The 26,017-nt window shown below is 65.4% G+C and carries 25 protein-coding genes; 19 read left to right on the top strand and 6 right to left on the bottom strand.

Annotated elements, in window-relative coordinates; genetic code table 11:
- Positions 1-5 precede the first annotated feature (5 nt).
- Together M2341_RS03255 and M2341_RS03260 are read left to right on the top strand one after the other, a co-directional pair.
- A complete protein-coding gene (locus M2341_RS03255; protein WP_264584209.1) occupies positions 6-1,784 on the top strand; it encodes a tannase/feruloyl esterase family alpha/beta hydrolase in 1,779 nt (592 codons plus the stop codon).
- 561 nt (positions 1,785-2,345) lie between these two features.
- Entirely contained in the window at positions 2,346-2,726 is a 381-nt protein-coding gene (locus tag M2341_RS03260) for a hypothetical protein (RefSeq protein ID WP_264571954.1), read from the top strand.
- Positions 2,727-2,851: 125 nt separating this feature from the next.
- Here M2341_RS03260 and M2341_RS03265 read toward each other — a convergent pair whose 3' ends face one another.
- The 4 genes from M2341_RS03265 to M2341_RS03280 form a co-directional block, all read right to left on the bottom strand.
- Entirely contained in the window at positions 2,852-3,322 is a 471-nt protein-coding gene (locus M2341_RS03265; protein ID WP_264584210.1) for a DUF4126 domain-containing protein, read from the bottom strand.
- 108 nt (positions 3,323-3,430) lie between these two features.
- Positions 3,431-4,249 (bottom strand): hypothetical protein, encoded by an 819-nt coding sequence (locus M2341_RS03270; RefSeq protein WP_264584211.1) that lies wholly within the window; start codon positions 4,247-4,249, stop codon positions 3,431-3,433.
- Positions 4,249-6,864 (bottom strand): TonB-dependent receptor, encoded by a 2,616-nt coding sequence (locus M2341_RS03275; protein ID WP_264584212.1) that lies wholly within the window; start codon positions 6,862-6,864, stop codon positions 4,249-4,251. The genes M2341_RS03270 and M2341_RS03275 overlap by 1 nt, the downstream gene beginning before the upstream one ends.
- Positions 6,865-7,019: 155 nt before the next feature.
- On the bottom strand, positions 7,020-7,487 hold the full coding sequence (locus M2341_RS03280) for an SRPBCC family protein (RefSeq protein ID WP_264584213.1): 468 nt from the start codon (positions 7,485-7,487) through the stop codon (positions 7,020-7,022).
- 70 nt (positions 7,488-7,557) lie between these two features.
- Between M2341_RS03280 and M2341_RS03285 the strand changes: the two genes are divergently transcribed.
- From M2341_RS03285 to M2341_RS03335, 11 genes are all read left to right on the top strand, one after another.
- On the top strand, positions 7,558-7,899 hold the full coding sequence (locus tag M2341_RS03285; RefSeq protein ID WP_264584214.1) for an ArsR/SmtB family transcription factor: 342 nt from the start codon (positions 7,558-7,560) through the stop codon (positions 7,897-7,899).
- A gap of 281 nt (positions 7,900-8,180) precedes the next feature.
- Positions 8,181-10,187, top strand: coding sequence for a threonine--tRNA ligase (gene thrS / locus M2341_RS03290; RefSeq protein ID WP_264584215.1), 2,007 nt, complete (start codon positions 8,181-8,183; stop codon positions 10,185-10,187).
- A gap of 40 nt (positions 10,188-10,227) precedes the next feature.
- Positions 10,228-10,671, top strand: coding sequence for an acetyltransferase (locus M2341_RS03295; protein WP_264584216.1), 444 nt, complete (start codon positions 10,228-10,230; stop codon positions 10,669-10,671).
- 223 nt (positions 10,672-10,894) lie between these two features.
- Entirely contained in the window at positions 10,895-11,431 is a 537-nt protein-coding gene (gene infC, locus M2341_RS03300) for a translation initiation factor IF-3 (RefSeq protein ID WP_181558636.1), read from the top strand.
- Positions 11,432-11,555: 124 nt separating this feature from the next.
- On the top strand, positions 11,556-13,031 hold the full coding sequence (cysS, locus tag M2341_RS03305; RefSeq protein ID WP_264584217.1) for a cysteine--tRNA ligase: 1,476 nt from the start codon (positions 11,556-11,558) through the stop codon (positions 13,029-13,031).
- Positions 13,021-13,986: a D-2-hydroxyacid dehydrogenase gene (locus M2341_RS03310; protein WP_264584218.1), complete on the top strand. Its 966-nt coding sequence runs from the start codon at positions 13,021-13,023 to the stop codon at positions 13,984-13,986. The genes cysS and M2341_RS03310 overlap by 11 nt, the downstream gene beginning before the upstream one ends.
- A 9-nt stretch (positions 13,987-13,995) precedes the next feature.
- Positions 13,996-14,634 (top strand): YoaK family protein, encoded by a 639-nt coding sequence (locus M2341_RS03315; protein WP_264584219.1) that lies wholly within the window; start codon positions 13,996-13,998, stop codon positions 14,632-14,634.
- 110 nt (positions 14,635-14,744) lie between these two features.
- On the top strand, positions 14,745-16,118 hold the full coding sequence (locus tag M2341_RS03320; protein WP_181558640.1) for a class II 3-deoxy-7-phosphoheptulonate synthase: 1,374 nt from the start codon (positions 14,745-14,747) through the stop codon (positions 16,116-16,118).
- 120 nt (positions 16,119-16,238) lie between these two features.
- The gene (locus M2341_RS03325; protein WP_181558641.1) at positions 16,239-16,673 is read left to right on the top strand and encodes an RrF2 family transcriptional regulator; all 435 of its coding nucleotides are present in this window, start codon (positions 16,239-16,241) and stop codon (positions 16,671-16,673) included.
- Between the two features lie 32 nt (positions 16,674-16,705).
- On the top strand, positions 16,706-17,056 hold the full coding sequence (locus M2341_RS03330) for an arsenate reductase (RefSeq protein WP_264584220.1): 351 nt from the start codon (positions 16,706-16,708) through the stop codon (positions 17,054-17,056).
- 80 nt (positions 17,057-17,136) lie between these two features.
- Positions 17,137-17,325, top strand: a complete 189-nt coding sequence (locus tag M2341_RS03335; protein WP_181558643.1) for a YMGG-like glycine zipper-containing protein — start codon at positions 17,137-17,139, stop codon at positions 17,323-17,325.
- A gap of 18 nt (positions 17,326-17,343) precedes the next feature.
- On the opposite strand, the gene M2341_RS03340 is transcribed toward M2341_RS03335, so the two are convergent.
- Positions 17,344-18,141 (bottom strand): inositol monophosphatase family protein, encoded by a 798-nt coding sequence (locus M2341_RS03340; protein WP_264584221.1) that lies wholly within the window; start codon positions 18,139-18,141, stop codon positions 17,344-17,346.
- Between the two features lie 114 nt (positions 18,142-18,255).
- On the opposite strand from M2341_RS03340, the gene M2341_RS03345 reads away from it, so the two are divergent.
- From M2341_RS03345 to M2341_RS03360, 4 genes are all read left to right on the top strand, one after another.
- Positions 18,256-18,516: a hypothetical protein gene (locus M2341_RS03345; RefSeq protein ID WP_264584222.1), complete on the top strand. Its 261-nt coding sequence runs from the start codon at positions 18,256-18,258 to the stop codon at positions 18,514-18,516.
- A 42-nt stretch (positions 18,517-18,558) separates the two neighbouring features.
- Entirely contained in the window at positions 18,559-19,368 is an 810-nt protein-coding gene (gene mutM, locus M2341_RS03350) for a bifunctional DNA-formamidopyrimidine glycosylase/DNA-(apurinic or apyrimidinic site) lyase (RefSeq protein ID WP_264584223.1), read from the top strand.
- A 35-nt stretch (positions 19,369-19,403) separates the two neighbouring features.
- On the top strand, positions 19,404-19,997 hold the full coding sequence (locus tag M2341_RS03355) for a Pr6Pr family membrane protein (protein ID WP_264584224.1): 594 nt from the start codon (positions 19,404-19,406) through the stop codon (positions 19,995-19,997).
- A 197-nt stretch (positions 19,998-20,194) separates the two neighbouring features.
- Positions 20,195-21,700: a PAS domain-containing protein gene (locus M2341_RS03360; protein ID WP_264584225.1), complete on the top strand. Its 1,506-nt coding sequence runs from the start codon at positions 20,195-20,197 to the stop codon at positions 21,698-21,700.
- Between the two features lie 8 nt (positions 21,701-21,708).
- Here the strand turns inward: M2341_RS03360 and M2341_RS03365 are convergent, their stop codons facing one another.
- Complete coding sequence (locus M2341_RS03365; RefSeq protein WP_264584226.1) at positions 21,709-23,499, bottom strand: aminopeptidase P family protein; 1,791 nt, start codon at positions 23,497-23,499, stop codon at positions 21,709-21,711.
- A gap of 168 nt (positions 23,500-23,667) precedes the next feature.
- Here M2341_RS03365 and M2341_RS03370 point away from each other — a divergent pair, with 168 nt between their 5' ends.
- Both M2341_RS03370 and M2341_RS03375 read left to right on the top strand, forming a co-directional pair.
- Complete coding sequence (locus tag M2341_RS03370; RefSeq protein WP_181558649.1) at positions 23,668-24,114, top strand: PAS domain-containing protein; 447 nt, start codon at positions 23,668-23,670, stop codon at positions 24,112-24,114.
- A gap of 90 nt (positions 24,115-24,204) precedes the next feature.
- The gene (locus M2341_RS03375) at positions 24,205-25,977 is read left to right on the top strand and encodes an SLC13 family permease (protein ID WP_264584227.1); all 1,773 of its coding nucleotides are present in this window, start codon (positions 24,205-24,207) and stop codon (positions 25,975-25,977) included.
- The last annotated feature ends 40 nt before the right edge of the window (positions 25,978-26,017 follow it).

Consider the following 26,017-nt stretch of genomic DNA (forward strand, 5'->3'; position numbering starts at 1 on the left):
CCGTCATGACCATGCATCGCCTCATGTTTGCGCCGCTCGCGGCGACTCTTACGCTTCTTCCTCATCAGCTCCGGGCGGCCGAATCCCCGCCGTCCGGCACGACCTCAACGCTACTCGCCGCGACCATCGCGGACGCCACCGCCCGATGCGCCGCGCTCGGGGCAAGGATGGCGGGTCATTGGCCGGATGCCTCCACCCGGCTGCTCAGCGCGAGCTTCAATCCCGCCGGCCCCGCGCCGGTGCCGCCCGGCCCTCCCGGCATGACACCGCCGCCGGTCGAACTGCCGGCCCATTGCGCCATCGTCGGCGCGACGCGCGCGCATACCGGCGTCGATGGCCAGGCCTATGCGATCAGGTTCCATCTGCGCCTGCCGGTGGCATGGAACGGGCGGTTCTTCTTTTCGGGCGGGGGCGGCACCAATGGCGAGCTGGGCGACGCTATTGGCCGGCTGACCGCCGCAGCGCCGGCCCTGATGCAGGGCTATGCCGTGCTCTCGCAGGATAGCGGGCACGATAATGCGACCAATAGCGATCCCGCCCGCGGCGGCGCGAGCGCCTTCGGCTTCGATCCGCAGGCGCGCGCCGATTATGGCGGCACCTCGCTGCCGGTCGTCACCCATGCGGCAAAGACGGCGATCCGCCAGTTCTACGGCAGCGATCCCCGCCAGAGCTATTTCGTCGGCTGCTCCAAGGGCGGGCAGGAGGGCATGATGCTCGCCCAGCGCTACCCGGATCTGTTCGACGGGATTGTCGCGGCCGCGCCCGGCTTCTCGCTGCCCAAGGCCGCGATCGCCGAGGTGTGGAACACGCAGGCCTTCGCCTCCGTCGTGCAGGCATCGGGCAAGCTGGTCACGCTCGCCAATCTGCGCGCGAGTTTCAGCATGGGCGATCTCGCGCTGGTCGGGCAGGCCGTGCGCACCGCCTGCGACGCGCTTGACGGCACGACCGATGGCCTGATCGGCGCGGTCGGCCAGTGCACCTCCGCCAGGGTGCTGCCGCAGTTGCGCGCCAGCCTGTGCAAGGGCGACAAGGCCGAGGGCTGCCTCTCCCAGCCACAGCTCGACGCGCTGGTGCGCATTCACGAGGGCGCGCGGGACAGCAAGGGCGCGCAAATCTATCCTGGTTTCCCGTGGGATGCCGGCTGGGCGGACATGGGCTGGCGTATCTGGATGCTGGGCACGCCCGATGGCAGCGTGCCGCCGATCAATGTCGCCATGGGTCTGCCTTCGCTTGCCGCCGTCTTCATGACGCCGCCGACGCTGGCCGGCGCCACGCCCGACGAATTGCTGGCCTGGGCCATGCGCCTCGACATGGATCGCGCCCGCGCCGGCGTCGAGGCGGTTGTGCCGCCATTCACGCGCTCGGCCTGGCAGGATATCGGCGCGCGGTCGAGCGACCTCGATGCGTTTCGCGCGCGGGGCGGCAAGCTCATCGTGCCGCATGGCATGTCGGACCCGGTCTTCTCGGTGAACGACACGCTGGCCTGGTGGGGCGAGGTCGATACCCGGTACAAGGGCGCCGCGCGCGAGTTCGTGCGCGTCTTCCCGGTGCCCGGCATGGGCCACTGCGCCGGCGGCCCGGCGACGGATCAATATGATGCCTTCGCTGCCCTCGTCGCGTGGGTGGAGCAGGGCAAGCGGCCCGATCAGCTGAGCGCAACCGCCGGGCCGATGTCCGGCCTTAACGGCATCCAGCGCCCTATCTGCGCGGCGCCCGCCATCGCCCGGCGGACGGGCGACACATCGGATCAGTCTGCGGCGCAAATCAGCTGCACGCAGCCCTGAGCACCGACGGTCGCGCTGTCTCCCCCGTCCGGGCGCGGCCGTCGTTGCAAGGGGAGGCGCGACGTCCGTCTGCCAGACCGTCGCGGCGCGCACCTGCCATGTCGGATGAGGGGCAGCGCCTCCCATCCCGCGTCCGTCGGCATTTTGAGGAAATGGCCCGCGGTCGTGTGGACAATTTTCATTTGTGACGAAACTCCGCTTAGGAGCGGCAAGGATCGCTCGGTCTGCGTCGAAATGCGGTCCTTACCGTTTTCCCCGTTCGTGCTGAGTAGCGCCGCAGGCGAGTATCGAAGGCCCGTATCGAAGCATTGCAGCGCACGGCTGGTCCTTCGATACGCCGCTTCGACAAGCTCAGCAGCTACTCAGGACGAACGGAGGGAATGCCGGCAATGGCGTCGCGCCTGATCAGTCCGCATTCAACACCATGGTCGGACCACAGCCATTGCCGCTTTGGAGAGGTGACGAAGGATGGATGAGCGGCCAGTTTGGCGTGGGGAGCGGACATCCCGATTGTGGTCTTCTGGCTTGAACCGCAGATGAGAGCGGCGGTAGCATCACGATATGACCATCGCTTCGTTTAAGCATCATCTTCAAACAGCGATGCCTTTTGGCTGTCTGCCTAGCGCCCTTCTCTTTGTCGGGATGGGATTCGCTGTGTTTGTTGGCAACATCATGGGCGATTGTGAAGCTGGATCGGGTTGCCACGATAACGATGGCTTTCACATCCTGAACGGGGTCATGTGGACGCTAGTCATCGCGATGTCGATTGGAGTAGGGACCTGGCTGGCGTCGGCGGTTTTGAAAATGGCCTTGCGACCTTTGATTGGCTCGGTCGCGACCAATCTTCTTCTAGTAATTATGTCGCTGCTTGTCGTGTGGCTTTGCTTCAATCCGGCAATGGACTTCGTCCTCAAAACCACAACCCTCGCCGGTAATCTGTAAGGCGCCTTCAGGACATTCCAGCGCTAAGAGAATGTCCGCAAAGTCGTCGTACCGGGAATGGCAGCTCACCAATCGAAATATCGGACAACGGCCACCCAGCGCAGCAACTGACCTTTCCCGCGCCGCTAGGTCGCTCGTTCAGCCCCAGCCACGCTGGGGCTCGCAATCGCAAGGCCGCTGCCGAGCACGAGCGCGTCTTCGACGAAGCCGGTCGCGGTCTGCCCATAACGCCGCATCGCTGCGCAGCGCAGGCGCCAGCCGATGTAGGATGAGGCCAGCGCCGTCCCGACCGCGACGGCCGCGCCCAGCCCACGGCGGCCGCGTGGCGCCAGCGCTGCGCCGGCATAAGCCGCTGTCACACTGCGCACGGCGAGGCCGATCGGTACGATCCGGTCGGGTGCGCTCTTCATCTTGTCGCCGGCCATCTCCGCCGCCGCCAGCGACGCCGTGCCCGCCGCGATCAGCGGATTGCGCAACAAGCCCTGCAAGGGCAGCACCACCGGAATATCCCCCTTGCGCGTGCCTGTCGCCACTGCCGCCAAGGGCGTCAAGCCACGCTGCCCGGCCACCAGGCCGATGAGGAAGGATCGGATCATGTCGGGTTCTCCGTAGATGGGTTCGTCTGGAGAACCGACGCGATGCGGGGATCGTTCCGGGGCGTGAGTATTCTTGGGCGGCATTGCGCGAGGGGCGTCGTCGCCGTCCTATTTCTGCAGCGGCGGCACGCGCATCTCCAGCATGGCGCGGGTCTTGCGGCTGATGCCCCACAGGATGCCCGGCCGGTTCTCGTCCCAATCGATCGCCTGGCCTTCGGCCTCCATGGGCACGGTGGCGATATGGTCCAGCGTGGCGCCACCCTTGGGTAACTGCGTCACGTAGAGCTCGGGATTGTCATGGCCGGAGAGCCACAGCCGTCCGTCGGGGCCGAAACCGCCGCCCGAGATGCTCATCGGCGCGATCCGCTCGAGGATCGTGGCGGGCAGCGCCCAGCTTTGCGTGCGGCGCCAGTCCGTATCGAACTGGACGAGGGTGGTGTGGCGGTGGTCGCGCGGTGCCTCGCCGCCCTTGCCGTCATAATTGGCGAACAGCCCCCACCAGTGTCCGTCATGCCAGTCGACCCAGGTCAGCGAGCCGGTGCCAAGGCCGAGCGAGACGGTGCGCTTGTGGGCGAGGGTGACGGGATCGAAGATCTCGACCGAACTGGCCTGTGGCACGCTGGGGAAGTTGGAGGCCGCGCACACCAGCTCGGCCTTGATGAGCGCGCAGCTGTTGATGTGCGGGTAGCGCGCCGGCTCGCCGGTCCAGACTGCCCGCCGCGCGCCGGTCTTGCGATCGTAGCGCGCGATGGTCCAGTTGGCGACGGCATAGACATCGTTCGGGCCGACCGCCACGCCCTGCCGCGCTTCCTCGGCAGGGATGCGGCGCAGCGTTTCGGCCGGCTGGCCCTGGGGCGGGGCGGCAGCGGGTGTCCCCGCCGCCGCCGCCGTGGCGGCACTGGCCGCCAGAGCGAGAAGCAGGCCCATCAGAAATTCGCCGCCACGCCGAACCAGAAGGTCCGGCCATATTCGGCGGATTCCTGCAGGTAGGTGCGCCCGGGCCCGACCAGCTCGCGCCGGCCCTGATTGTTGAGGTTCTGCCCCTCGGCATACAGCGTGATATTGGAGGTGACGCGATAGCTGATATTGGCATCCAGCGTGCCACGGCTCTTCCAATATTGGTCGGCATTGGGGATGGTGTCGTTGATCGTCTCCAGGAAGCCGCCGATATAGTTGTAAGACAGGCGCCCCTCGAACTTGCCCTTCTGATAATAGACCGAGGCGTTCCACACCGTGTCCGGCTGGAGGAACAGGCCGGTCACGCGCGGGCCGGCCGTGGTGAGGAAGGTGAAGCGCGTATCGAGGAAGGTCGCGTTGGCGCTCACGCCCAGCCCGTCGAACGGATCGGGCAGGAAGGTCAGCGCCTGCTGAAGGTTCAGCTCCAGGCCCTTGATGGTCGCCGTTTCGGCATTGCGCGGTTCAGAGACGAGTACGCTCTCCGGGCCCCGGCCGACATCGATCGTCTCCACATTGGAGAGGGTGAAGATCTCGTTCTTGATCTTCTTGTGGAACAAAGCGGCGGAGATCACGCCATCCTTCGGGTAGAACTCGAAGGAGAGATCGAAGCCCCGGCTCTCGCGCGGTTTGAGGCCCGGATTGCCGCGCGATAACGTCGGCTGGCTGCCATCGAAGCTGAGCGTCTCGCTGGCCGCGATGGAGGAATAATCCGGCCGGCCGATGGTGTTGGTATAGGCGCCGCGCACCACGACGCGGTCGGTCACATCCCAGCGGATGTGCGCGCTGGGCAGCCAGTTGCCATAGCTGCCGTCCGTCGTGATCTGGGTGAGCGTGCTGCCGAGCGTGCGATAGGCATCCGAGGAGACTTCCGTGCGCTCATAGCGCAGGCCGCCGAGCAGCGTGACATTGCCGATCCGGGTGCTGCCCTGCACATAGCCGGCATAGACGTCCTCGTTGACCTTATAGTCGCCCGCTTTCGAGGCGACGGTGGTGGTGAAGCGGCTCTGATTGGCCTGGTAGAAGGCAGGGAAGGCCTGCGCATCGATGCGGATCGGAATGTAGAATTTGTCGCGAATCGCTTCGCTCGGCCCGGCGGTCACCACCTTGTCGAGCGTGTAGGTGAAGCCGCTGGCGGCCTTATAGTCGGTCCGCTCGACTTCGTTCTTGCGGCTGGTCAGGCGCAGCACGGCGCCGGTCTTGAGCTTGATGCCACCATCGATGCTGTCATCGCCATAAGTGAAGTTCAGGCGGAACTGGCCGCTCTTCTCCAGCGACTTCTCCAGATTGCTACGCTGCTGCTGCAGGTAGAAGTTCTGCGGGTTCACCGCCGCGGCGGCGTTGGTCGGCGTGAACACGGGGTAGAAGTCCGACGTGTCATAGCTGAACGCATAGCGGGTCGCGTCGGCATCGCGGGTGCGGAACTCGATGCTCTCATTGGGCACGCGCATCCGCCCGAGCGAGAACACCGCATCGCCGTCCAGCTTCCATTGCTCGCCGCCATCCCAGGCGAAGGCGGTGCGGCCGAGCGCGACGAGGCGCCGCGTAATCGGCTGGTTGAGCTGCACGATGATCCGCCCGCGCGCGAACTGGCCGCTCGTCTGCGTCTGGTTCGCGACATTGCCGATCGGCTCCATGCGATATTCGATGCGTTCCTCATCGTCCTCGGTGCGGGCGACGACGCCGGACAGCTCCCAGCGGAACGTGTCGGAGGGGCGCCATTCCAGCTTCACATTACCGCCGGTGCGCTGCTTGGTGTTGTTGTACCAGAAGAGGCGGTGCTGGGTCGGCACCTGGATGCCGTTACCGGTTGCCGCTCCGCTGTCCACCGGGCCGCCGGCGGCGGTATATTCGCGCACGGAGGGGCTGGCGACCTCGATCTGCGGAATGTCGTAATCGAGCTGCTCCTGGCTCGCGCCGATCACGATGCCCCATTCGTCGTCCGCACCGAAGGTGGTGCCGGCGGCAAAGGCCAGCCGGTAGGAGGGCTTGCTGTTGCGCACCTCGCCATGCTGCTCATAAATGCCATAAGAGGCGATGCCGTTGAAGAACGGCCGGCCGGCATCGAAGGCGCTGCGGGTAGTGATGTTGATGATGCCGCCGACGGCATTGGCGTCATTCTCCGGCGTCACCGTCTTGATGACCTCGATCCGCCCCGCCATCACCGAGGGCACGATGTCCAGCGGCACCGTGCGCCCGCCCGAATCCACGCCCGCCACCAGCGCGCCGTCCACCGTCGTGCGGTTGTAGGTGGATTGCAGGCCACGCAGCACCGGGAAGCGCGGCTCGCCCTGATCCTCCTGCACGGAAAGGCCCGGAATGCGCCGCAGCGCCGCCGCCGTATTATGGTCCGGCAGCTTTCCGATATCGTCAGCGGAGATCGCATCCATCACAGCGAACGCGTCGCGCTTCTCCGCCGTCGCCTCATATTGCGCGCGGCGCTGGCCGGTGACGACAATCGTATCGCCGTCCACACCGGCCTCGCTCTCGGCCTCCGGCACGGGCGCGGATTGTGCGAGGGCAGGCGTGGCAAGCAGAATGGCCGAGCACAGCAAAGCGGCCCGGAAAGTCGGGTAAAGCGGTTTCATTGTGGTGAGTCCCCAAAAGCAGGTTTTGTTCTGGGGGCGGCAGATAGGGAGGCGTTGCGTCAGGTCGGTGACGGAACGGCGTCACGCACATGAAGGGAGGATGACGGATTGGTGACGGGTGGGGTCTCGTCAGGTCAGTGGGCAGGCACAGCCCATCACTTATAAAAGCCGTCTCGCAGATTTACCCCATGCTCAAGCCACATGCGCATGGCGCAGAGCATGCCGGTCCAGCCTTCGCAATTTCCGTAGGACGCCTTGAGGCCCGCTGCATTGTCGCGCCAGCCTTCTTCGCTGATCTGCACATGGGTTCGTCCGTCGTCCAGCGCGGCGAAGGTCATGGTCACGGTGGTGAGCGCGCGGCCCTGCGCGTCCGGCGTCACGGCGTCGTCCGCACCGGCCCAGCGCAGCACGATGCGGGTATTCTGCTCCACCTCGACCACCTCGACGGGGAATGCGCCGGGAAAATCATGAAAGTCCCAGGTCACCGTTGCGCCGGGTTCCAGTCGCCCTTGCGCCCCGCCCGTGGTGAAGAATTGGGAGAGGTGGGCCGGGTTCACCACGGCCTCAAATACCTCATGCACCCGCTTGGCGATCCGCCCGCCGACCGTGAACTTCAGCTCCATGCTCCATCCTCTCGCAAAGGAAGCACCACCGACTCTTGATAGAGCGACTCATATGTTATAAAAACATAACATGTCAACGCAGACTGAAATCGAAAAGCCCGAGACGGACAATGAGGATGGCGCCGACGCGCTGTTCAAGGCGCTGGGCCACCGCGCCCGCCGCCGGATGCTCGATGCGCTCAAGGGCGGCCCTCAGACCACCGGCATGCTGTGCGCGCTCCTGCCGGAGCTGGATCGCTGCACGGTCATGCAGCATCTTGGCGTGCTGGAGAGCGCCGGGCTGGTGATTGCCGAGAAGCGCGGGCGCGAGCGCTGGAATCACCTCGACGCACTACCCATCCACGCGATCCACGAGCGCTGGATCGGCCCTTATGCGGCCTATGCGGCGTCGATGCTCGCTCGGCTGCGCTGAATCGACGACGCTGTAAGGGATGCCTGCCAGCAGGTGACAAACCTCCGCGCTCCCCTTATGAAAGCCGCCATGCCTCGTCTGCGCTTCACAGCCGCGACTACGCCCACCACCCGGACTAGCACCGGGGTCGTCGGCACGCGCCTCATCGATTGAAGCGCGCAGGACCGAAGGCCCCATCCCAGCAGCGGATCGGGGCGGTCATGCGCATCCGGCCCGTTCCGCCTCTTCCCAAGTCTTCCGCACTTGCCTAAGCGGCAAGCCGCACAGCAGGAACCAGACCGATGACGCAACAGGTGACAATCACGCTCCCCGATGGCTCGCAGCGCGAGGTTGCGCGCGGCACCACGCCGGCGGAGATCGCCGCCGCGATCGGCCCCGGCCTCGCCAAGGCGGCGCTGGCCGCGCGGGTGGATGGCGAGCTGGTCGACATCACCCGCCCGCTGGAGGCAGATGCGCAGCTGGCGCTGGTGACGGCCAGGGACGAGGCGGACGCGTTGGAGCTGGTCCGCCACGATTATGCGCATATCCTCGCCGAGGCGGTACAGGCGCTGTTCCCGGGCACGCAGATCACCTTCGGCCCGTCCACGGACGATGGCTTCTATTATGACGTCGCGGCGCCGGCGGATCGCGGGCCGTTCACCGAGGAAGACCTGCCCGCCATCGAGGCGAAGATGCGCGAGATCATCGCTGCCGACAAGCCACTGCGCCGCGAGGTCTGGACCCGCGAGCAGCTGGTCGAGCGCTGGACGGGGCAGGGCGAGCGCTTCAAAGCCGAGTGGGCGGCCGAACTGCCCGGCGACGAGGATCTGACCGTCTACTGGTCCGGCAGTGACTGGCTGGACATGTGTCGCGGGCCGCATCTCGCTTCCACCGGCAAGGTCGATCCGCAGGCCTTCAAGCTCACGCGCGTCTCCGGCGCTTATTGGCGCGGCGACCAGAAGAACGCGATGCTCTCGCGCATCTACGGCACCGGCTGGCTCAACAAGAAGCAGCTCGATGCCCATCTGCTACGGCTGGAGGAAGCCGCCAAGCGCGATCACCGCAAGATCGGGCAGGAGATGGACCTGTTCCACCTCCAGCAGGAAGCGCATGGCAGCGTGTTCTGGCATCCGCAGGGCTTCGTCATCTGGCGGCAGCTGGAAGCCTATATGCGCCGCGCGATCGATGATGCGGGCTACAACGAGGTGAAGACCCCGCAGGTGATGGACGCGCGCCAGTGGGAGCAGTCGGGCCACTGGGGCAAATATCGCGAGAATATGTTCGTCATCCCCGACGAGGTGCCGAACGTCGAGGATGAAGGCCCGCTCGTGTCGAACGATGCGCAGTGGATGGCGCTCAAGCCGATGAACTGCCCGGCGCATGTCCTCATCTTCCGCCAGGGCATCAAGAGCTATCGCGATCTGCCGTTGCGCATCTACGAGAATGGCTGCTGCCACCGCAACGAGCCGCATGGCGCGCTGCACGGCCTGATGCGCGTGCGCCAGTTCACGCAGGACGATGCGCACATCTTCTGCCGCGAGGACCAGATCGTCGATGAAGTCCGTGCCTTCTGCGCGCTGGCCGACCGCATCTACAAGGACTTCGGCTTTACCTATTCGATCAAGCTCGCGCTGCGCCCGGAAAAGCGCTTCGGCTCGGATGAGACGTGGGATCTGGCCGAGACGGAATTGCGCAATGCCGTCATCGCGGCCGGCCTTGCAACGGACGAGTATGGCTGGGAGGAACTGCCCGGCGAAGGCGCCTTCTATGCGCCCAAGCTGGAATGGCACCTGACCGACGCCATCGGCCGCACCTGGCAGGTCGGCACCATCCAGTCCGACCGCGTGTTGCCCGAGCGGCTGGATGCGAGCTATGTCGGTGAGGATGGCGCCCGCCACCGCCCGGTGATGCTCCACCGTGCAATCTTCGGCAGCTATGAGCGCTTCATCGGCATCCTCATCGAGCATTATGCTGGCAAGTTCCCGCTGTGGCTGGCGCCGGTGCAGGCAGTGGTCGCGACCATCGTCTCGGATGCGGACGGCTATGCGACCGAGGTGGTCGAGAAGCTGCGCGCCGCCGGCATCCGCGCCGAGACCGATCTGCGCAACGAGAAGATCAACTACAAGGTGCGCGAGCACAGCCTCGGGCGCGTGCCCAATCTTCTGGTCGTCGGCCGTCGCGAGGCGGAGGAGGGCACCGTCGCTCTGCGCCGCCTCGGCAGCGACGAGCATCAGAAGGTGCTGAGCGTGGAGGAGGTCATCGCGCAACTAGTGGCGGAAGCCACGCCGCCGGATTTGGCCAAACCTTAGCCCCTCCCCTGAAGAGGAGGAGCTGGACGATGAGAAGCCGATGAGCATCCACATCCGCAAGGCGACTCGGGCCGATCTGCCGCGCGCGCTGGCGATCTGGCGGGCAGCGGTCGACGCGACGCATGGCTTTCTCACGCCGGAGGACCGGGTTGAGATCGACCGGATGGTTGAACACGAGCATCTTCCCTCGGTCGACCTGTGGGTCGCGACGGATGCGGCCGGCACCGTCCAGGCCTTTCTCGGCATGGGGAAGGACGAGATCGATTCGCTGTTCGTCGATCCGGCCGTGCATGGTCAGGGCTATGGCAGCGCTCTTGTCGCGCACGCTCTCGCGCTGGTGCCCGGCGCAAAGGTGGACGCCAGCGAGCAGGCGCCTCAGGCCATCGCGTTTTACGAAGCGCGCGGCTTCGTGCGCACGGGGCGCTCAGAGACCGATCCGGCAGGGCGGCCCTATCCGCTCATTCATTTCCGCCATCCGGGCTGAGGGATGCCGCAAGGCCGAGCTCGTTCATCATCGGCCTCGCTGATGATGGCCCTTGCCGTGAGCGGCTTGCGATCCTAAATGCACGGTGCACGCAACTGTGGCCTTCGCGCCGCAGTTCGCCTCGTGTCGCGCTACGGCCTCTTTCCGTTCTCATGGAAAACCGGTAAGGTGCGCATCTCGCATATGTGAATTGGCAACAGGAGAAACTGCTATACGTCCCCCGATGATGCGCCGCCCGATGGCGCCACAGCCCGCGAACGGCCCCCGCTACAATGAATTCATCAGTGTGCCCAAGGTGCGCGTCATTGATGAAGAGGGCGAAAATCTGGGCGTGATGTTCACGCGCGAGGCGATCGAGCAGGCAGCGGACGTCGGTCTGGACCTGGTAGAGGTCTCTCCCAATGCAGACCCGCCGGTCTGCAAGTTCCTGGACATCGGCAAGTATAAGTACGAGGCCCAGAAAAAGGCGAATATCGCCCGCAAGACCCAGAAGACGCAGGAGATCAAGGAGATCAAGATGCGTCCGAACATCGACGATCATGATTATGATACGAAGATGAAGAAGGTCGTCGATTTCATCGGCGAGGGCGACAAGGTCAAGGTCACGCTGCGCTTCCGCGGCCGTGAAATGGCGCATCAGCAGCTCGGCATGCAGCTGCTCCAGCGCGTTGCCGAGAACACGGCCGAGATCGCCAAGGTCGAATCCTATCCGCGCCTCGAAGGCCGGCAGATGCTCATGGTGCTCGCGCCCAAGGGCTGAGGCTTGCGGTCAGGGGGCGGTGCCTGCGCCGCCCTCGACCATTGCTATGGCTTTCCCCGTCAGCGCATCACGGCCTTTCGTGCCCTGTTGACCCGCGCGCTGGCTGCGCTCACATGGGCGCGCCATGATCCAAGCCCCGTCTCTCAAGCTCTTCAACAGTCTTACGCGCCAGCTCGAGCCGTTCGATCCCGTTCACCCCGGCGAGGCGCGGGTCTATAGCTGTGGGCCGACGGTCTATAATTATCCGCACATCGGCAACATGCGCGCTTATGTGTTCGCAGATACGCTCGGGCGCACGCTGAGCTTCAAGGGCTTCAAACTCACTCACGTCATCAACATCACCGATGTCGGCCATCTGACCGACGATGGCGATGCCGGCGAGGACAAGATGGAAAAGATGGCCGCGCAGCAGGCGCAGTCGATCTGGGACATCGCCAAGCATTATACGCAAGCCTATTGGGCGGACGTGGCGGCGCTGAACATCCGCCAGCCGGCGCACTGGTCGATTGCCACGGATTTCGTGCCGCAGATGATCGAGTTCGCCAAGAGTATTGCCGACCAGCACTGCTATGAACTGCCGACCGGCCTCTATTTCGATACCAGCACCGTTGCCGATTATGGCCGCCTTGCCCGCGCCGCGACGGACGAGGGCGAGAGCCGCATCGATCCGGTCGAGGGCAAGCGCCACGCCGCCGATTTCGCGATCTGGCGTAGAACGCCGCCGGGTGAGACGCGCCAGATGGAATGGGACTCGCCCTGGGGCAAGGGCGCCCCGGGCTGGCATCTGGAATGCTCGGTGATGAGCCGCGCGCTGCTGGGGCTGCCGTTCGACATCCACACCGGCGGCATCGACCATCGCGAGATCCATCACCCCAATGAAATCGCCCAGAATCAGGCGATCCAGGGCTATGATGCCGATCACGGCCATCTCGATTGCGCGGCCCATTCCGGCGCGCGGCTGTGGATGCACAATAATTTCCTGATCGACCGCACCGGCAAGATGAGCAAATCATCGGGCGAGTTCCTGCGGCTGCAATTGCTCATCGACCGGGGCTATCATCCGCTCGCCTATCGGATGATGTGCCTGCAGGCGCATTATCGCTCGGAGCTGGAGTTCAGCTGGGACAATCTCGGCGCGGCGCTGACCCGGCTCAAGCGGATGCTGATGAGCGCGGCACCCCTGCGCGATGTGGCTGCGGCTGACGCGGTGGCGCATTCCAAGCTGACGCCCTTGCTGGGGCGCTTCGATGCCGCGATCAGCGATGATCTCAACACGCCGGTCGCGCTCACCGTGCTGGACGAGGCGCTGGCGATGAAGAAGGTGCCGGCCGAGGAGAAGCGCGCGCTGGTCGAGGCGATGGAAGCCGTGCTCGGCCTCGGGCTATTCACGCTCGAGCGAGAAGCACTGCGCCTGCGTCCGAAGGCGGCTGCCATCGATGAAGGCGCGATCGCGGCGCTGATGGACCGGCGCAAGGCTGCGCGGGCCGACAAGGACTTCGCGGCCTCGGACGCCCTGCGCGACGAACTGCTCGCCGCCGGCGTCGAGGTCATGGACGGCGATCCGCTCGGCTGGGAATGGAGGCTCGATCATGGCGCATAAACCGCTCATCGTTTTGCCGGAGGCGCAGCGGGAGAGGCTGGAAGCCATGCTGGGCGCCGAGCTCACCGGGCGCGTCATATTGCGCGGCTTCTCCACGGCCGAAGAGGCGATGGCCCTGGCGCCGGAGGCGGAGATTGGCTGGTTCGACGAGTTCGCCGGCAATGTCTACGCCAAGGGTCCGCGCGCGGCGGTGAACGCCAAGTGGATCCACACGGTGATCGTGGGCTTCGATGCGTTCCCGATCGAGGACATGCGCGCGCGCGGCCAGATCTTCACCAATGGCGCCGGCCTGATGCCGGACGTGATCGCCGATTATGCCGTCATGGGCGCGCTGGTGCTCGCCAAGCGACTGGACGAGGTCGTGCGCGCCCATGACCAGCAGAACTGGCTGACGCGGCCGCCAGGCAATTTCGAGCTGCTGGGCGCGCGGGCGCTGGTGATCGGCTATGGCGCCATCGGCCGGGAGATCGGTACCCGCCTGCGCGCCTTCGGCGTTCAGGTGACCGGCGTGCGCCGCTCGGCAGACAGCACCAATGCGGTGATCGGTCCGGATGACTGGCGCCCGCGCCTCGCGGAGTTCGATTTCGTCATCATCGCCGCGCCCAACACCAGCGAGACGCGGGCGATGATCGGCGCTGAGGAACTGGCAGCCATGAAGCCGGGTGCGCGCCTCATCAACATCGCGCGCGGCGATCTGATCGATCAGCCGGCGCTCATCGCCGCGCTGGAATCCGGGCATCTGGGCAGCGCGTTTCTCGATGTCGCGACGCCCGAGCCCCTGCCGCCCGAACACCCGCTGTGGCGCGCGCCGAATGTGCTCGTCACCATGCATCTGGCGGGGCCGAGCCAGACCAGCGCCTTCCAGCGCGGCGCCGAGCGGTTCGCGCGGAACATCCGCCACTATCTGGCCGGCGAGCCCTTGGAGCATGTCGCCGACCTCAATCGGGATTATTAGGCGTTAGCGATGCTGAGGTCCGACGCCCGCCTGCTCAACCTCGCCATCGCGCTCTCCGCGCTGGCCGGTTTCGTGGATGCGCTCGGATTCCTCACTGCGGGCGGCTTTTTCGTCTCGTTCATGAGCGGTAATTCGACGCGGTTGGCGGTGGGGATCAGCGAGGGCTCCAGCGCCGCGCTGACCGCCGCGGGCCTCATTGCCGGGTTCGTTACGGGCGTCGTGCTGGGCGGACTGGTGGGGCATCGCGCGGGCCCACATCGCCGTCCCGCCGTGCTCGGTCTGGTGACGGCGCTGCTGTTAGTGGCCGCGCTCGCCGCACCGATTTCGCCGACTTTTGCACTCGCCGCGATGGTCATGGCCATGGGCGCCGAAAATGCCGCGCTCGCCGATAATGGCGAGGTGAAGGTCGGGCTCACCTACATGACCGGCGCGCTTGTCCGGTTGGGGCAGGCGCTTGCTAACCGTCTCACCGGGAAGGATGCGAGCCACTGGCGCGTCGACCTCGGCCTGTGGAGCGGGCTGATGACCGGCGCGATTGCCGGGGCTTTCGCTTATGCAAGGCTGGGCTCTTCAGCGCTGTGGGTTGCGGCGGCGCTGGCGATGGTTCTCACGGTTCTGGCCGCGCGGTTCGTCCCGGCGCCGCGTTAAGGGCGCCCTGCCCATTCGCCTTGCCTCAAAGCCCTCAAACGCGTAGGGGCTTGCCCCTTGTCCGCCACACCCCATGTTGTGGCGCGAACACGCTTGGAGTCTGGAATATCATGACGGCGAAATGGTCGCCCGCAAGCTGGCGGGATCATGAAGGGTTGCAAATGCCGATCTATCGCGATGCTGCGGCACTCGCGGCAGCCGAGGCGCAGCTTGGGACCTTCCCGCCGCTCGTCTTTGCAGGCGAGGCCCGCAACCTGACGGCCGATCTGGCCAAGGTCGCCAATGGCGAGGCGTTCCTGCTGCAGGGCGGGGACTGCGCCGAATCCTTCGCCGAATTCCACCCCAATAACATCCGCGACACGTTCCGCGTGCTGCTGCAGATGGCGGTGGTGCTCACCTTCGCCAGCAAGCTGCCGGTGGTGAAGGTCGGTCGCATGGCCGGCCAGTTCGCCAAGCCGCGTTCGGCCGGGACCGAGACGATCGATGGCGTCGAGCTGCCGAGCTATCGCGGGGATAATGTGAACGACATCGCGTTCACGGCGGACGGCCGCGAGCCCGATCCGGCGCGCATGATCCGCTCCTACAATCAGTCGGCCGCCACGCTTAACCTGCTGCGCGCCTTCTCGACCGGCGGCTATGCCAGCCTCGACAAGGTGCATGGCTGGATGCTGGATTTCATGGGCCGCAGCCCCTGGGCCCAGAAGTTCAGCGAAATGGCCGATCGCATCGGCGAAGCTCTGGATTTCATGAAGGCCTGCGGTCTCTCGCCGGACACGGTGCCCCAGCTTGGCGGCACCAGCTTCTACACCAGCCACGAGGCGCTGCTGCTGCCTTATGAGCAGGCCCTGACCCGTCAGGATTCGCTCACCGGCCAGTGGTACGACACCAGCGCGCACATGCTGTGGATCGGCGACCGGACGCGCTTCGAAGGCTCGGCCCATGTCGAGTATCTGCGCGGCATCGGCAATCCCATCGGCATGAAGGTCGGGCCGAGCCTGCAGCCCGATGTGCTGCTGCGCCTGCTCGATGCGCTGAACCCGCGCCGCGAGGCAGGGCGGATCACGCTCATCACGCGCTATGGCCATGACAAGATTGAGGGCGCGCTGCCCCCGCTCGTGCGTGCCGTGATGCGCGAAGGGCATCCGGTGGTGTGGTCGTGCGACCCGATGCACGGCAATGTCATCAAGGCGGCCAATGGCTACAAGACGCGCCCGTTCGAGCGCATCCTCGCCGAGGTGCGCGGCTTCTTCGCCGTGCACCGCGCCGAGGGCAGCTTCGGCGGCGGCATCCATGCCGAGATGACCGGCCAGAACGTCACCGAATGCACCGGCGGCGCGATCGACATCACCGAGCAGAGCCTCGCGGATCGCTACCACACGCATTGCGACCCGCGCCTCAACGCGGCGCAGAGCCTGGAGCTGGCTTTCCTGCTGGCCGAAATGCTTAACGACGAGCTGGCAGAGCGGCGCAAGCAGGCCGCTTAACAATCGGAAGGGCCGTGGCGAGCGTCACGGCCCGTTCCCTAGATTGAAAAAGAACCGCTATCGAGCGATTGCACGGGCTTGCCCCTTGCGCGGACGGCATTCTCTGCCAAATAGGTTGGTATGCTTTCGCAACGCACGCGATATTCCATCCGCGCTCTCCAGCACCTCGCGCGGCATTATGGTGAGGGGCCGATCCAGCTCACCGATATTGCGGTCGCGCAGAATATTCCCGCCAAATTTCTGACCGTGATCCTGTCCGAACTCAGCCGTGCGGGCCTCGTGGCGACGCGGCGCGGGCGGGAAGGCGGCTATTGGCTGGCATTGCCGCCGATCGACATCCGCTATGGCGACATCTTCCGCCTCACGGATGGCGCGCTGGCGCTCGTGCCCTGTGCCAGCCGCTACGCGCACCAGCCCTGCAAAAACTGCCTGCCGGAAGATGAGTGCGAGCTGCGGCGCATCATGCTCAAGGTCCGCGACGAGACCGCCGCCATCCTCGACCGCCTGACGCTGGCCGACAAATTCGAGGATGCCGAAGTCGGCGCGCCGGCCTGATTGCGGCTGTTCTGTATTTCAAGGAGAGAGCATTGTCCCTGACCCTGCACGGCATCCCCAATTGCGACACGGTGAAGAAGGCCCGCAAATGGCTGGATGATCAGGGCATCGCGCATGATTTCCGCGATTATAAAAAGACGCCGCCAACGTCGGCAGAGCTGGCCGATTGGTCAGAGCAGGCGGGATGGGACGTGCTGCTCAACCGCGCCGGTACGACGTTCCGCAAACTGCCGGATGACGCCAGGACCGGAATCGATGAGGCCAAGGCCATCGCGCTGATGGTCGAGCATCCCTCGATGATCAAGCGCCCAGTGATGACGGGGGCGAGCGCCTTGCTGGTCGGTTTCAAGCCTGATCAGTGGCAGGCGGTTCTTAAGGCCTAGGGAGAGGTGCCGCAGCGGTCGGGAACGACGCGGAGGCATTGCGCATTTGTTCAGCAGGAATTTGCTGGAAGGAATGCATCATGAAACTCGTTCTGATCGGTCTGATCACGGCCAGTGCGTTGGCTGTTTCGGGTTGTTCGACCCTCAAAGGCGCAGGCATCGGCGCGGCTGCGGGCGCCGGTACGGCTGCCGTGACCGGCAATGACGTCGGTAAGGGTGCCGCTGTCGGTGGCGCAGCTGGCGCCGTGGTCGGGACGGTCGTCGACTAAAATCGCGGCCCTGGCCCGTCAGTCGTGATGATGGGACAGGGCGCCGATGACATCTTCGAGGCGGGCGGGGTCGCCGATCGCGATCACATCACCGGCGCTGGCTTCATGAAGCGGCTCACCTGACCAGTCGCACATGTGTCCGCCGGCGCCTTCGACCACGGGGACGAGCGCCGCGAAGTCGTGGAGCTTGAGGCCGGTCTCGCACACGATGTCGACATGGCCGCTCGCCAGCAGGCCGTAATTATAGCAGTCGCCGCCATAGATCGGGCCCTGACCCAGTCGGTCGCCGGCAACGGCTGCGGCGAGCGCGAGATAATGTTCGCCATCGTGCGCGTTGAACAGATGGGGGCTGGTGGTCGCCAGTTGCGCGCCTTCCAAAGCCCGACATCGCCGCGTGCGGGCGGGTTTGCCGTTGAACAATGTCGGCTGACCCATGGCGCCGACCCAGCGCTCTCCACTGATCGGTTGATCGATGATGCCCAGGATCGGCCAGCCGTCCTGCATCAAGGCAATCAGCGTCCCGAAGATCGGGCGGCCCGCGATGAAGCTGCGCGTGCCATCGATGGGGTCGAGCACCCACTGGCGTGACGCGCCTTCGCGGACGGTGCCGAATTCCTCGCCGATGATGCCATCCGCCGGGCGCTGCGTCTCCAACAGGCCGCGCATCGCCAATTCCGCCGCGCGATCGGCTTCCGTTACCGGCGAGGCGTCGGCCTTGGCTTCAATGTCATAAGGCGCGCGGAAAAAGGGGCGGATCGCGGCGCCCGCTGCATCGGCAAGGGCGTTGGCGAGGGTGATGTCATCGGGAAGAGCCATGGCGTTTCGCTAAGGAGAAAGCCGCCGAAGAGCCAGCGGTTTTCGCGCACGTTCCTCGCTAAAGAGACGGCGCGTCGATCCGTTTTTTGAGGGCATGAGCAAAGAGCCCCGACCATGCGCCTGCTGATGTGGGTCCTGACCCTCGGCTTTGCCTTTGGCGCGATGGGGCTGTGGCTGGACGGCGCTTTTCTGGGGGCTCGGCTGGTAGCTCTGGGGCTGGGCGCGCTGGCTGTCCTCGCCTGCCCGTTCCTGTGGGCGCGGCCCGATGGGTTGGTGCCCGATGAACTGGCGGTGCCCGGCAAGGCGCGGCTGATGCTGGCGCTGGCGCTGCTCTTCTGCGGGCCGCTGCTCCTGCCCTGGCAACTTTGGCTCTGATGCCTGTTGGCGCCGGCCGCGCCTCGGCCTATGCCTGCAGGAATGCCTGAACTTCCCGAAGTCGAAACCACCGTTGCCGGCCTGCGTCAGGTGCTCGACGGGGCGCAACTCACGCTGGTCGAGCCGCGCCGGGCGGACCTGCGCTTTCCCTTCCCGGTCGATCTGCGCCAGCGGCTCACCGGGGCGCGAATCACCGGGCTAGGCCGGCGCGCCAAATATGGCCTGATCGATACCGATCGTGGCGACACGATGATCTTCCACCTCGGCATGTCCGGGCGCTGGCGGATCGACCCGAGCGAGGTGGGCAAGCACGATCATCTGCTGCTGGAGACCGCCAGCCACCGCCTCGCCCTCAATGACCCGCGCCGGTTCGGGTTCGTGCACCTGACACCAAGCGATGCGCTGGGCGCTTATCCGCCCTTCGCGGCGCTTGGCCCCGAGCCGCTGGGCGATGCGCTGACGGCCGACTATCTGGTGCAGGCGCTGGAGGGGCGGGCGGCACCGATCAAGGCGATGCTGCTGGACCAGCGGATCATCGCCGGGCTGGGCAATATCTATGTGTGCGAGGCGCTGAACATCGCCCGCATATCGCCGACGCGCGCGGCCGGGCGGATTTCGCGGGCGCGGCTCGCGCGGCTGGTCGAGGCCATTCGTGCGGTGCTGGTGGCCGCCATTGCCGCCGGCGGCTCCACGCTGCGCGATTATGCGCGGCCGGATGGGGAGCTTGGCTATTTCGCCAAGGACTGGCGCGTCTATGGGCGGGAAGGACTGGCCTGCCCCTGCGGCGGCACGGTGAAGCGCCGGGTAGATTCAGGCCGCTCCACCTTTTACTGCCCCACTTGCCAGAGCTAGGCCGAGAGATGCGCTCACCCACCAAGACGCTGTCCATGTCCGCGCGCATCGCGGCGCTGCTTGTCGGCCTCATCGCCTTCGCCGGACTCTCGATCCGCTTTGCCGTCTCTCTGGAGACGACGGGCTCACCCCAGGCCGCCGCGTGGACGATGCTGCGCTTCTTCACGGTGATCGGCAATCTGCTCAGCTGCGTGGTGCTGTTCGGCGTGGCGCTGGGGGCGAAGGCACCGAGTCATCCCCGCCGGCTGGCAGGCGTGATGCTGGCCATGGGGCTGATCGGCATCGTCTATGCAGTGCTGCTGCGCGCGACGGAAAGCCTCAGCGGCCCCGCCGAGACCTCGAACCTCCTGCTCCATTACATCGCCCCGCCTGCAGTGGCGCTCTACTGGCTCGTGTTCGTGCCCAAGGGACGGCTGGTCTATGCCGATACGCTGCGCTGGGCGCTGCTGCCGTTGGCTTATCTGGCCTATGCCATCGGGCGCGCGCAGCTCGATGGGCGCTACCCCTATCCCTTCCTCGATGTCTCCCGCCATGGCTGGGCGCAGGTTGGCGTGACCGTGGGCCTCATCGCTTTGGGCTTCATGCTTGTCGGAGCCGTGGTGGTGTGGATCGACCGCCGGTTGGGGTGAATCCGCCGCAGAGATCGCGAAACGACTGATTGAGAGACACTCTCTGCGACGAAATCACGCAGATACGCAAAAGTCCGCATGGACTTCCGCCTTTGCGTTCCTACATGGGTGTCTCCCCATGACGATCTTGCTCCTCACATATTGGCCCTCTTCACGCGCGCAGCCTTACGTCTGCCGAGGCCGGATTGTGAGCGCCCATGGCGAGCGCTGAGAGTAACCGCGACGCTGTTTCGCCCGAAGAGCGCATCACGCTCGAGGCCTATGAGATCAATGGGCTGTTCGGCGACGAGGAACTGACCCGCATCGTCGAGTTTGCCGGCCAGCTTTGCGATTGCCCCATCGCACTGGTCAGTCTGGTCGAGGAGCATCGCCAGAGGTTCGTGGCGAAGACCGGGATCGACGCCACCGAGACGCCCAGGAGCATGTCTTTCTGCGCGCACGCGATGCTCGGCCATGATGTCATGGACGTAGGCGACGCGACGCAGGACGCTCGTTTTCAGGATAATCCGCTCGTCACCGGCGAACCCCATATTCGCTTTTATGCCGGGGCGCCGCTTGTGTCCAAGAGTGGCGAGGCGCTGGGGTCGCTGTGTGTCATTTCGCCCGAACCGCGCGCCGGGCTGACCGACATTCAACGTCAGGGCCTCACCGTCTTGGCGGAAGCCACGATGCGGCGGCTAGAGGCCCGACGGGTCATGCTCGCGCATCGGGCTTGGGAGAATGCCGCCGAAGCCGATCTGGCGGCGAGCGAGGAGCGCTTCCGGGTGCTGGCCGACGCCATGCCCCAGATGGTCTGGTCCACGCGGGCCGATGGCTATCATGATTATTACAATGCGCGTTGGTACGAATTTACCGGTGCGCAGCTCGGCCGGACCGACGGGACCGGCTGGAACGGCCAGTTCCATCCAGACGATCAGGCCAAGGCGTGGGAGGTGTGGAGCCATTCGCTGGCCACCGGCGATCCCTATGAAATCGAATATCGCCTGCGCCGGTTCGATGGCGAGTATCGCTGGACGCTCGGGCGCGCATTGCCGATCAGGGATGATGCCGGCAACATCGTGCGCTGGTTCGGCACCTGCACGGATATTCACGATCAGCGGATCATGCGCGAGCAGAAGGAGCTTCTCTCGCGCGAGCTGGTCCATCGCATCAAGAACATCTTCACGGTCATCGGCTCGCTGCTCTACCTCTCCAGTCGCGGCGTTCCCGAACTCAAGGGCTTCAGCTCGAAGATGAGCGACCAGATTGCCGCGCTGGGGCGGGCCTATGATTATGTGCAGCCGCGCGAGGGCGCGCAGACGCTGACGTTGCAGGGGCTGCTCGGCGAATTGTTCGCCGCCTATAATCTGGAGGGCATCGAGCGCATCCGCATTCGCGGCGACGATGTGCTGCTCGCCGAAACCTACATGACCCCCATCGCCCTCGTATTTCACGAGCTGGCGACCAACGCCGTCAAATATGGTTCGCTCTCCTCGCCGGAAGGGTTTGTGGACCTGATGATCTCAGGATCTTCGGAACAGCTCCGGCTGGAGTGGCAGGAGAGCAAGGGCGACAGCGCGCCGCCCGGCGATCATCAGGGCTTCGGGTCCGATCTCATCCGGCTGAGCATCGAGCGCCAGTTGCGCGGCACCTTCGTGCGGGAATGGTTGCCGCGCGGCCTCAAGGTCACGACGACCATCCCCTATCGCCTGCAGGCGGCCTGACTCCCCTGTCAGTCAGCAGTCAGTGGCGCGCAGGCAGCCTGCAGCCATGCCAGCTCCTCGCCATCCAGCTGCGGCCCGATGATCTCCCGTGTGCGTGCGTGATAGGCGTCCACCCAGGCCCGTTCAGCCGGGGTCAGCCCGTCGACGGCGATGAGGGCGCGGTCGATCGGCGTATGGCTCAGCGTCTCGAAGGCATAGAAGGGCCGGTCGTTTTCGCCGGTGCCGCTCTCCACCACCAGCACCAGATTCTCGATGCGGATGCCATATTCGCCGGTCTTGTAATAGCCCGGCTCGTTGGAGAGGATCATGCCGGGTTGCAGCGGTTCATCCCCGCCGCCGAACGTCGCAATGCGCTGCGGGCCTTCATGCACCGAGAGGAAGCTGCCGACGCCGTGTCCGGTGCCATGGGCATAATCCAGCCCTTCGGCCCACAGGAATTGACGGGCGAGCACGTCGAGCTGGCTGCCGCGCGTGCCGGCAGGAAAGCGCGCGCAGGCGAGCGCGATATGGCCCTTGAGCACCAAGGTGAAGCGGTGGCACATCTCCTGCGTGGGCGTGCCGATGGCCATGGTGCGGGTGATATCGGTCGTCCCGTCCCGATATTGCCCGCCTGAATCGACCAGCAGCAGCGAGCCCGCCTCAACCGGCCGGTTCGTCGCCTCGCTCGCCTTGTAATGGACGATGGCGCCATTTGGGCCTGAGCCGGAAATCGTGTCGAAGCTGAGGTCCACGAGTGCGCCGGTTTCTTCACGGAACGCCTGCAACCGGTCCGACACGCTGATTTCGGTCTGCCCGCCCTTGGGGCCTTCGATGGACAGCCAGTGGAGGAACTTGGCCATGGCCGCGCCGTCCCGCGCCTGCGCAGACTTGTGGCCGGCAATCTCGGTCTGGTTCTTCACGGCCTTGGGCAGAACAGCGGGATCGCGCAGCGGCTTGATCAGGGCGCCGGCCTTGTCCAGCGCTTCGAAGATCGCGGAGACGGCGCGGTCGGGGTCGACAGCGACGGCCTTGCCGGCAAGCCCTGCCAGCGCATCGGTGAAGGCAGTGCGATCCAGAATGTCGACCGAATTGCCGAGATGCGCGCGCACATCGGCATCGATCTTGGCGGGGTCGACGAAGAGCTGCGCCTTGCCGTCCGCATGGAGCAGGGCATAAGCCAGGGCGACCGGCGTATGCGTCACGTCCGCGCCGCGAATGTTGAAGGTCCAAGCGATGGAATCGAGCGCGGTGAGGACGGTGGCGTCCACGTCCTGCGCTTTCATCCAGTCCGCCATATCGGCGCGCTTGGCGGCGCTGCTCTGCCCGGCATAGCGGTCTTCATGCGGCACGAGGCGGGCCTTGCTGGGATCGGGCCGATCATCCCACACGGCATCGACGGGATTATGGTCGACCGGCACGAGCGTGGCGCCCTTGCTGGCAAGCGCACGCGTCGCCTCCTCGACCCAGCGGCGGGTGTGAAGCCAAGGATCATAGCCAATCCGTCCGCCAGCCGGGGCATGGACCCCGAGCCAGGTGGCGACGCTCGTTTGCGGCACGCTCTCGAACTGCCAGTGCGCGCCATCCACCTGATCGCGCACCTGCAAGGTATAGCGCCCATCCGTGAAGATCGCGGCTTCCTCCGGCAGGACCACCGCGCTGCCCGCCGAGCCCAGAAAACCGGTGAGCCAGGCGAGCCGCTGCGCATAGCCGCCGACATATTCGGACAGATGCTCATCGGTGAGCGGCACGACGAATCCGTCGAGCGACTGGCGGGACAACTGAGCGCGCAGCGCGCGCAGGCGATCTTCATGCGTAGACATGGACAAGCGTTCCTGTTCGCGCCCGCATTCGTTCATTTTTAAGGGGCGCTCGTTAATCTCTGCCGGACAGCATAAGCGTTTCCAGACGGCTTGCCAGCATTTGCCGCCACTGCTGGCAAACAAGACCGGGAACGCTCATGCGATCAGGACCAGAGCAAAGATCACCCTATGACCACCGGGCAAACGCCTTTTCTCACGCATAGCTGGCCGGTTTACGAGGCAAGCTGGCGCCTGCCGATCATGCCCATGGTGAATCGGGAGGAGAGCGCGCTGGACAATCAGGGCATTGGCCTGTGGAGCTGCCGGCTGACCGACGAAAGCCTGACATGGTCCAGAGCCGTCTACGATCTGTTCGGCATCCCCGTGGAAGAGAAGCTGACACGGTCGCTGGCGACATCGATCTATCTGGCGGACTCGCGGGCGGCGATGGAGTCGCTGCGGGCCTATGCGATTCGCCATCGTCGCGGGTTCACCATGGATGCGCGGCTGCGCCGGCCGGATGGCGCCTTGCGCTGGATGCGGCTGACGGCCGTGCCGGTGCTGTGCGAACGGCGTGTCGTGCGGCTCACCGGCACCAAGCAGGATGTCACGGCGGAGTATGAGACGCAGATGTGACGGCGGCGCGCCGCTCGTCTCGACAGCCTGACATTGCCATAGCCGACGGGGCTGCTCGACGCGGTCCGACAGGGGCGTTAGGGGAGGGTGATGTTTGAGTGGCTCTCCGCGATCATCGACGCCAACCGGGCGCTTGTCGGCCTCGTTATCCTTGTGGGACTTTTCGTGGCGTTCGTGCGGGAGCGCTATCCGGCGACGGTGATTGCCGTGCTGGGCGTCTGCGCCTTCCTCGTCACGGGCTTGCTGGACAGCGCATCACTGCTGCGCGCCTTTGCCAATCCCGCGCCGATCACCATTGCCTCCATGTTCGTGCTCTCGGCCGCGTTGACCCGCACCGGCATTCTGGATGTGATCGGCAACTGGATCGTGGCCCGCGCCAAGGCGCATCCGATCCGCGCGATGATCGAACTGGTCGTTGGCTTGCTCGCGGCGGCTGCATTCATGAACAACACGCCGGTCGTGGTCATCATGATCCCCATCGTGTTGCGGCTGGCCTCGGCGATCAACGTTTCCGCCAAAAAGCTGCTCATTCCTTTGTCCTACATCTCCATGCTGGCCGGAACCCTGACGCTGGTGGGCACGTCGACCAATCTTCTGGTCGATGGCGTCGCGCGCGATCTGGGCGTCGCGCCATTCAGCGTTTTCGAGATCACGCCGGTGGGCATCATCGTGGCCGCCGCCGGGACTGTCGCCCTTGCGGTGCTGGGGCGCTTCCTGCTCCCGGATGGTGACGGCGCCCCCTATCACAGCGACGCAGACCGGGTGTTCCTGAGCGAGATCAGGATCGTGCGGGATAGCGGCCTGATCGGCAAAAACCTTTCCGAAAGCGGTCTCCTCAAGCGGGTTCGACTGGTGAGCATCCAGCGGGGCAGCCAGCTGATCGAGGCTATGGACGAGCCGTTCATGGCGGGCGACCGCCTCGTGGTGCGCGCCAAGCTGGCCGATCTGATGACCCTGCGCACGAACAAGGACATCGAGCTTGGCATCGCGACGGTCGGCAACACCAAAGCCGACGCGCCGCTGGTGGTGGAGGCGATCATTTCACCCGGTCACCCGAGCATCGGTAACCGGATGGTCGAAATCCCGTTTCTCAACGTGCTGCCGGTGCGGCTGCTGGGGATTACCCGGCATCGCCATGACGCCGGGCCGACCCTGGCCGATAGCCGCGTGCGCGCTGCCGATACGGTGCTGGTCACCGGGTCAGAGGCGGCCATCAATGCGCTGCGCGAGAACCAGAACCTCATCGGGGTGGAAGAGACCGAAGGCGTGGCTTTCCGCCCGACCAAGGCGCCAATTGCGGTCGCCGCGCTGGCGGGCACCATCGTCTTTTCCGCCTTGGGTCTCGTCCCGATCATGGTCGCAGGACTGATCGCCGTCGGCATCGTCCTCGCCGCGCGCTGCATCGATGGCGATGAAGCCTGGGGCTCGATCAATGGCGATGTGCTGGTGCTGATCTACGGCATGCTGTGCGTCGGCACGGCGCTCGATCAGGCGGGGAGCATTACCCTGCTGGTCAACGCGATGCGACCGCTGCTGGAGGGGGCCAGTCCCCTGGTGCTGCTCTTCATCGTCTATTTTGCGTCGAGCGCGCTGACCGAAGCCGTCAGCAACAACGCGGTGGCGGTGATCATGACGCCGATTGCCATCGGCCTGGCGACGACCCTCGGTACCGATCCGCGCCCCTTGCTGATCGCGGTGATGTTTGCGGCCTCGGCGAGTTTCGCGACGCCGATCAGCTATCAGACCAACACTATGGTCTATGCGGCCGGCAATTATCGGTTCGCCGATTTCCTGCGGATCGGCCTGCCGATGAACGTCGTGGTCGGAGTCACGACCTGCCTCGCACTGGCGGCGCTTTATTGACGGCATTGAGCGCGGCCCTTCGAGCGCCTATCTGGCGGGG

Source organism: Sphingobium sp. B7D2B (assembly GCF_025961895.1).
Taxonomy (GTDB): domain Bacteria; phylum Pseudomonadota; class Alphaproteobacteria; order Sphingomonadales; family Sphingomonadaceae; genus Sphingobium.

What these genes read in the sequence shown, in the direction of transcription:
- M2341_RS03255 (WP_264584209.1), top strand. Translation starts at nt 6, where the DNA reads ATGACCATGCATCGCCTCATGTTTGCGCCGCTCGCGGCGACTCTTACG.
- M2341_RS03260 (WP_264571954.1), top strand. Translation starts at nt 2,346, where the DNA reads ATGACCATCGCTTCGTTTAAGCATCATCTTCAAACAGCGATGCCTTTT.
- M2341_RS03265 (WP_264584210.1), bottom strand. Translation starts at nt 3,322, where the DNA reads ATGATCCGATCCTTCCTCATCGGCCTGGTGGCCGGGCAGCGTGGCTTG.
- M2341_RS03270 (WP_264584211.1), bottom strand. Translation starts at nt 4,249, where the DNA reads ATGGGCCTGCTTCTCGCTCTGGCGGCCAGTGCCGCCACGGCGGCGGCG.
- M2341_RS03275 (WP_264584212.1), bottom strand. Translation starts at nt 6,864, where the DNA reads ATGAAACCGCTTTACCCGACTTTCCGGGCCGCTTTGCTGTGCTCGGCC.
- M2341_RS03280 (WP_264584213.1), bottom strand. Translation starts at nt 7,487, where the DNA reads ATGGAGCTGAAGTTCACGGTCGGCGGGCGGATCGCCAAGCGGGTGCAT.
- M2341_RS03285 (WP_264584214.1), top strand. Translation starts at nt 7,558, where the DNA reads ATGTCAACGCAGACTGAAATCGAAAAGCCCGAGACGGACAATGAGGAT.
- thrS (WP_264584215.1), top strand. Translation starts at nt 8,181, where the DNA reads ATGACGCAACAGGTGACAATCACGCTCCCCGATGGCTCGCAGCGCGAG.
- M2341_RS03295 (WP_264584216.1), top strand. Translation starts at nt 10,228, where the DNA reads ATGAGCATCCACATCCGCAAGGCGACTCGGGCCGATCTGCCGCGCGCG.
- infC (WP_181558636.1), top strand. Translation starts at nt 10,895, where the DNA reads ATGATGCGCCGCCCGATGGCGCCACAGCCCGCGAACGGCCCCCGCTAC.
- cysS (WP_264584217.1), top strand. Translation starts at nt 11,556, where the DNA reads ATGATCCAAGCCCCGTCTCTCAAGCTCTTCAACAGTCTTACGCGCCAG.
- M2341_RS03310 (WP_264584218.1), top strand. Translation starts at nt 13,021, where the DNA reads ATGGCGCATAAACCGCTCATCGTTTTGCCGGAGGCGCAGCGGGAGAGG.
- M2341_RS03315 (WP_264584219.1), top strand. Translation starts at nt 13,996, where the DNA reads ATGCTGAGGTCCGACGCCCGCCTGCTCAACCTCGCCATCGCGCTCTCC.
- M2341_RS03320 (WP_181558640.1), top strand. Translation starts at nt 14,745, where the DNA reads ATGACGGCGAAATGGTCGCCCGCAAGCTGGCGGGATCATGAAGGGTTG.
- M2341_RS03325 (WP_181558641.1), top strand. Translation starts at nt 16,239, where the DNA reads ATGCTTTCGCAACGCACGCGATATTCCATCCGCGCTCTCCAGCACCTC.
- M2341_RS03335 (WP_181558643.1), top strand. Translation starts at nt 17,137, where the DNA reads ATGAAACTCGTTCTGATCGGTCTGATCACGGCCAGTGCGTTGGCTGTT.
- M2341_RS03340 (WP_264584221.1), bottom strand. Translation starts at nt 18,141, where the DNA reads ATGGCTCTTCCCGATGACATCACCCTCGCCAACGCCCTTGCCGATGCA.
- M2341_RS03345 (WP_264584222.1), top strand. Translation starts at nt 18,256, where the DNA reads ATGCGCCTGCTGATGTGGGTCCTGACCCTCGGCTTTGCCTTTGGCGCG.
- mutM (WP_264584223.1), top strand. Translation starts at nt 18,559, where the DNA reads ATGCCTGAACTTCCCGAAGTCGAAACCACCGTTGCCGGCCTGCGTCAG.
- M2341_RS03355 (WP_264584224.1), top strand. Translation starts at nt 19,404, where the DNA reads ATGTCCGCGCGCATCGCGGCGCTGCTTGTCGGCCTCATCGCCTTCGCC.
- M2341_RS03360 (WP_264584225.1), top strand. Translation starts at nt 20,195, where the DNA reads ATGGCGAGCGCTGAGAGTAACCGCGACGCTGTTTCGCCCGAAGAGCGC.
- M2341_RS03365 (WP_264584226.1), bottom strand. Translation starts at nt 23,499, where the DNA reads ATGTCTACGCATGAAGATCGCCTGCGCGCGCTGCGCGCTCAGTTGTCC.
- M2341_RS03370 (WP_181558649.1), top strand. Translation starts at nt 23,668, where the DNA reads ATGACCACCGGGCAAACGCCTTTTCTCACGCATAGCTGGCCGGTTTAC.
- M2341_RS03375 (WP_264584227.1), top strand. Translation starts at nt 24,205, where the DNA reads ATGTTTGAGTGGCTCTCCGCGATCATCGACGCCAACCGGGCGCTTGTC.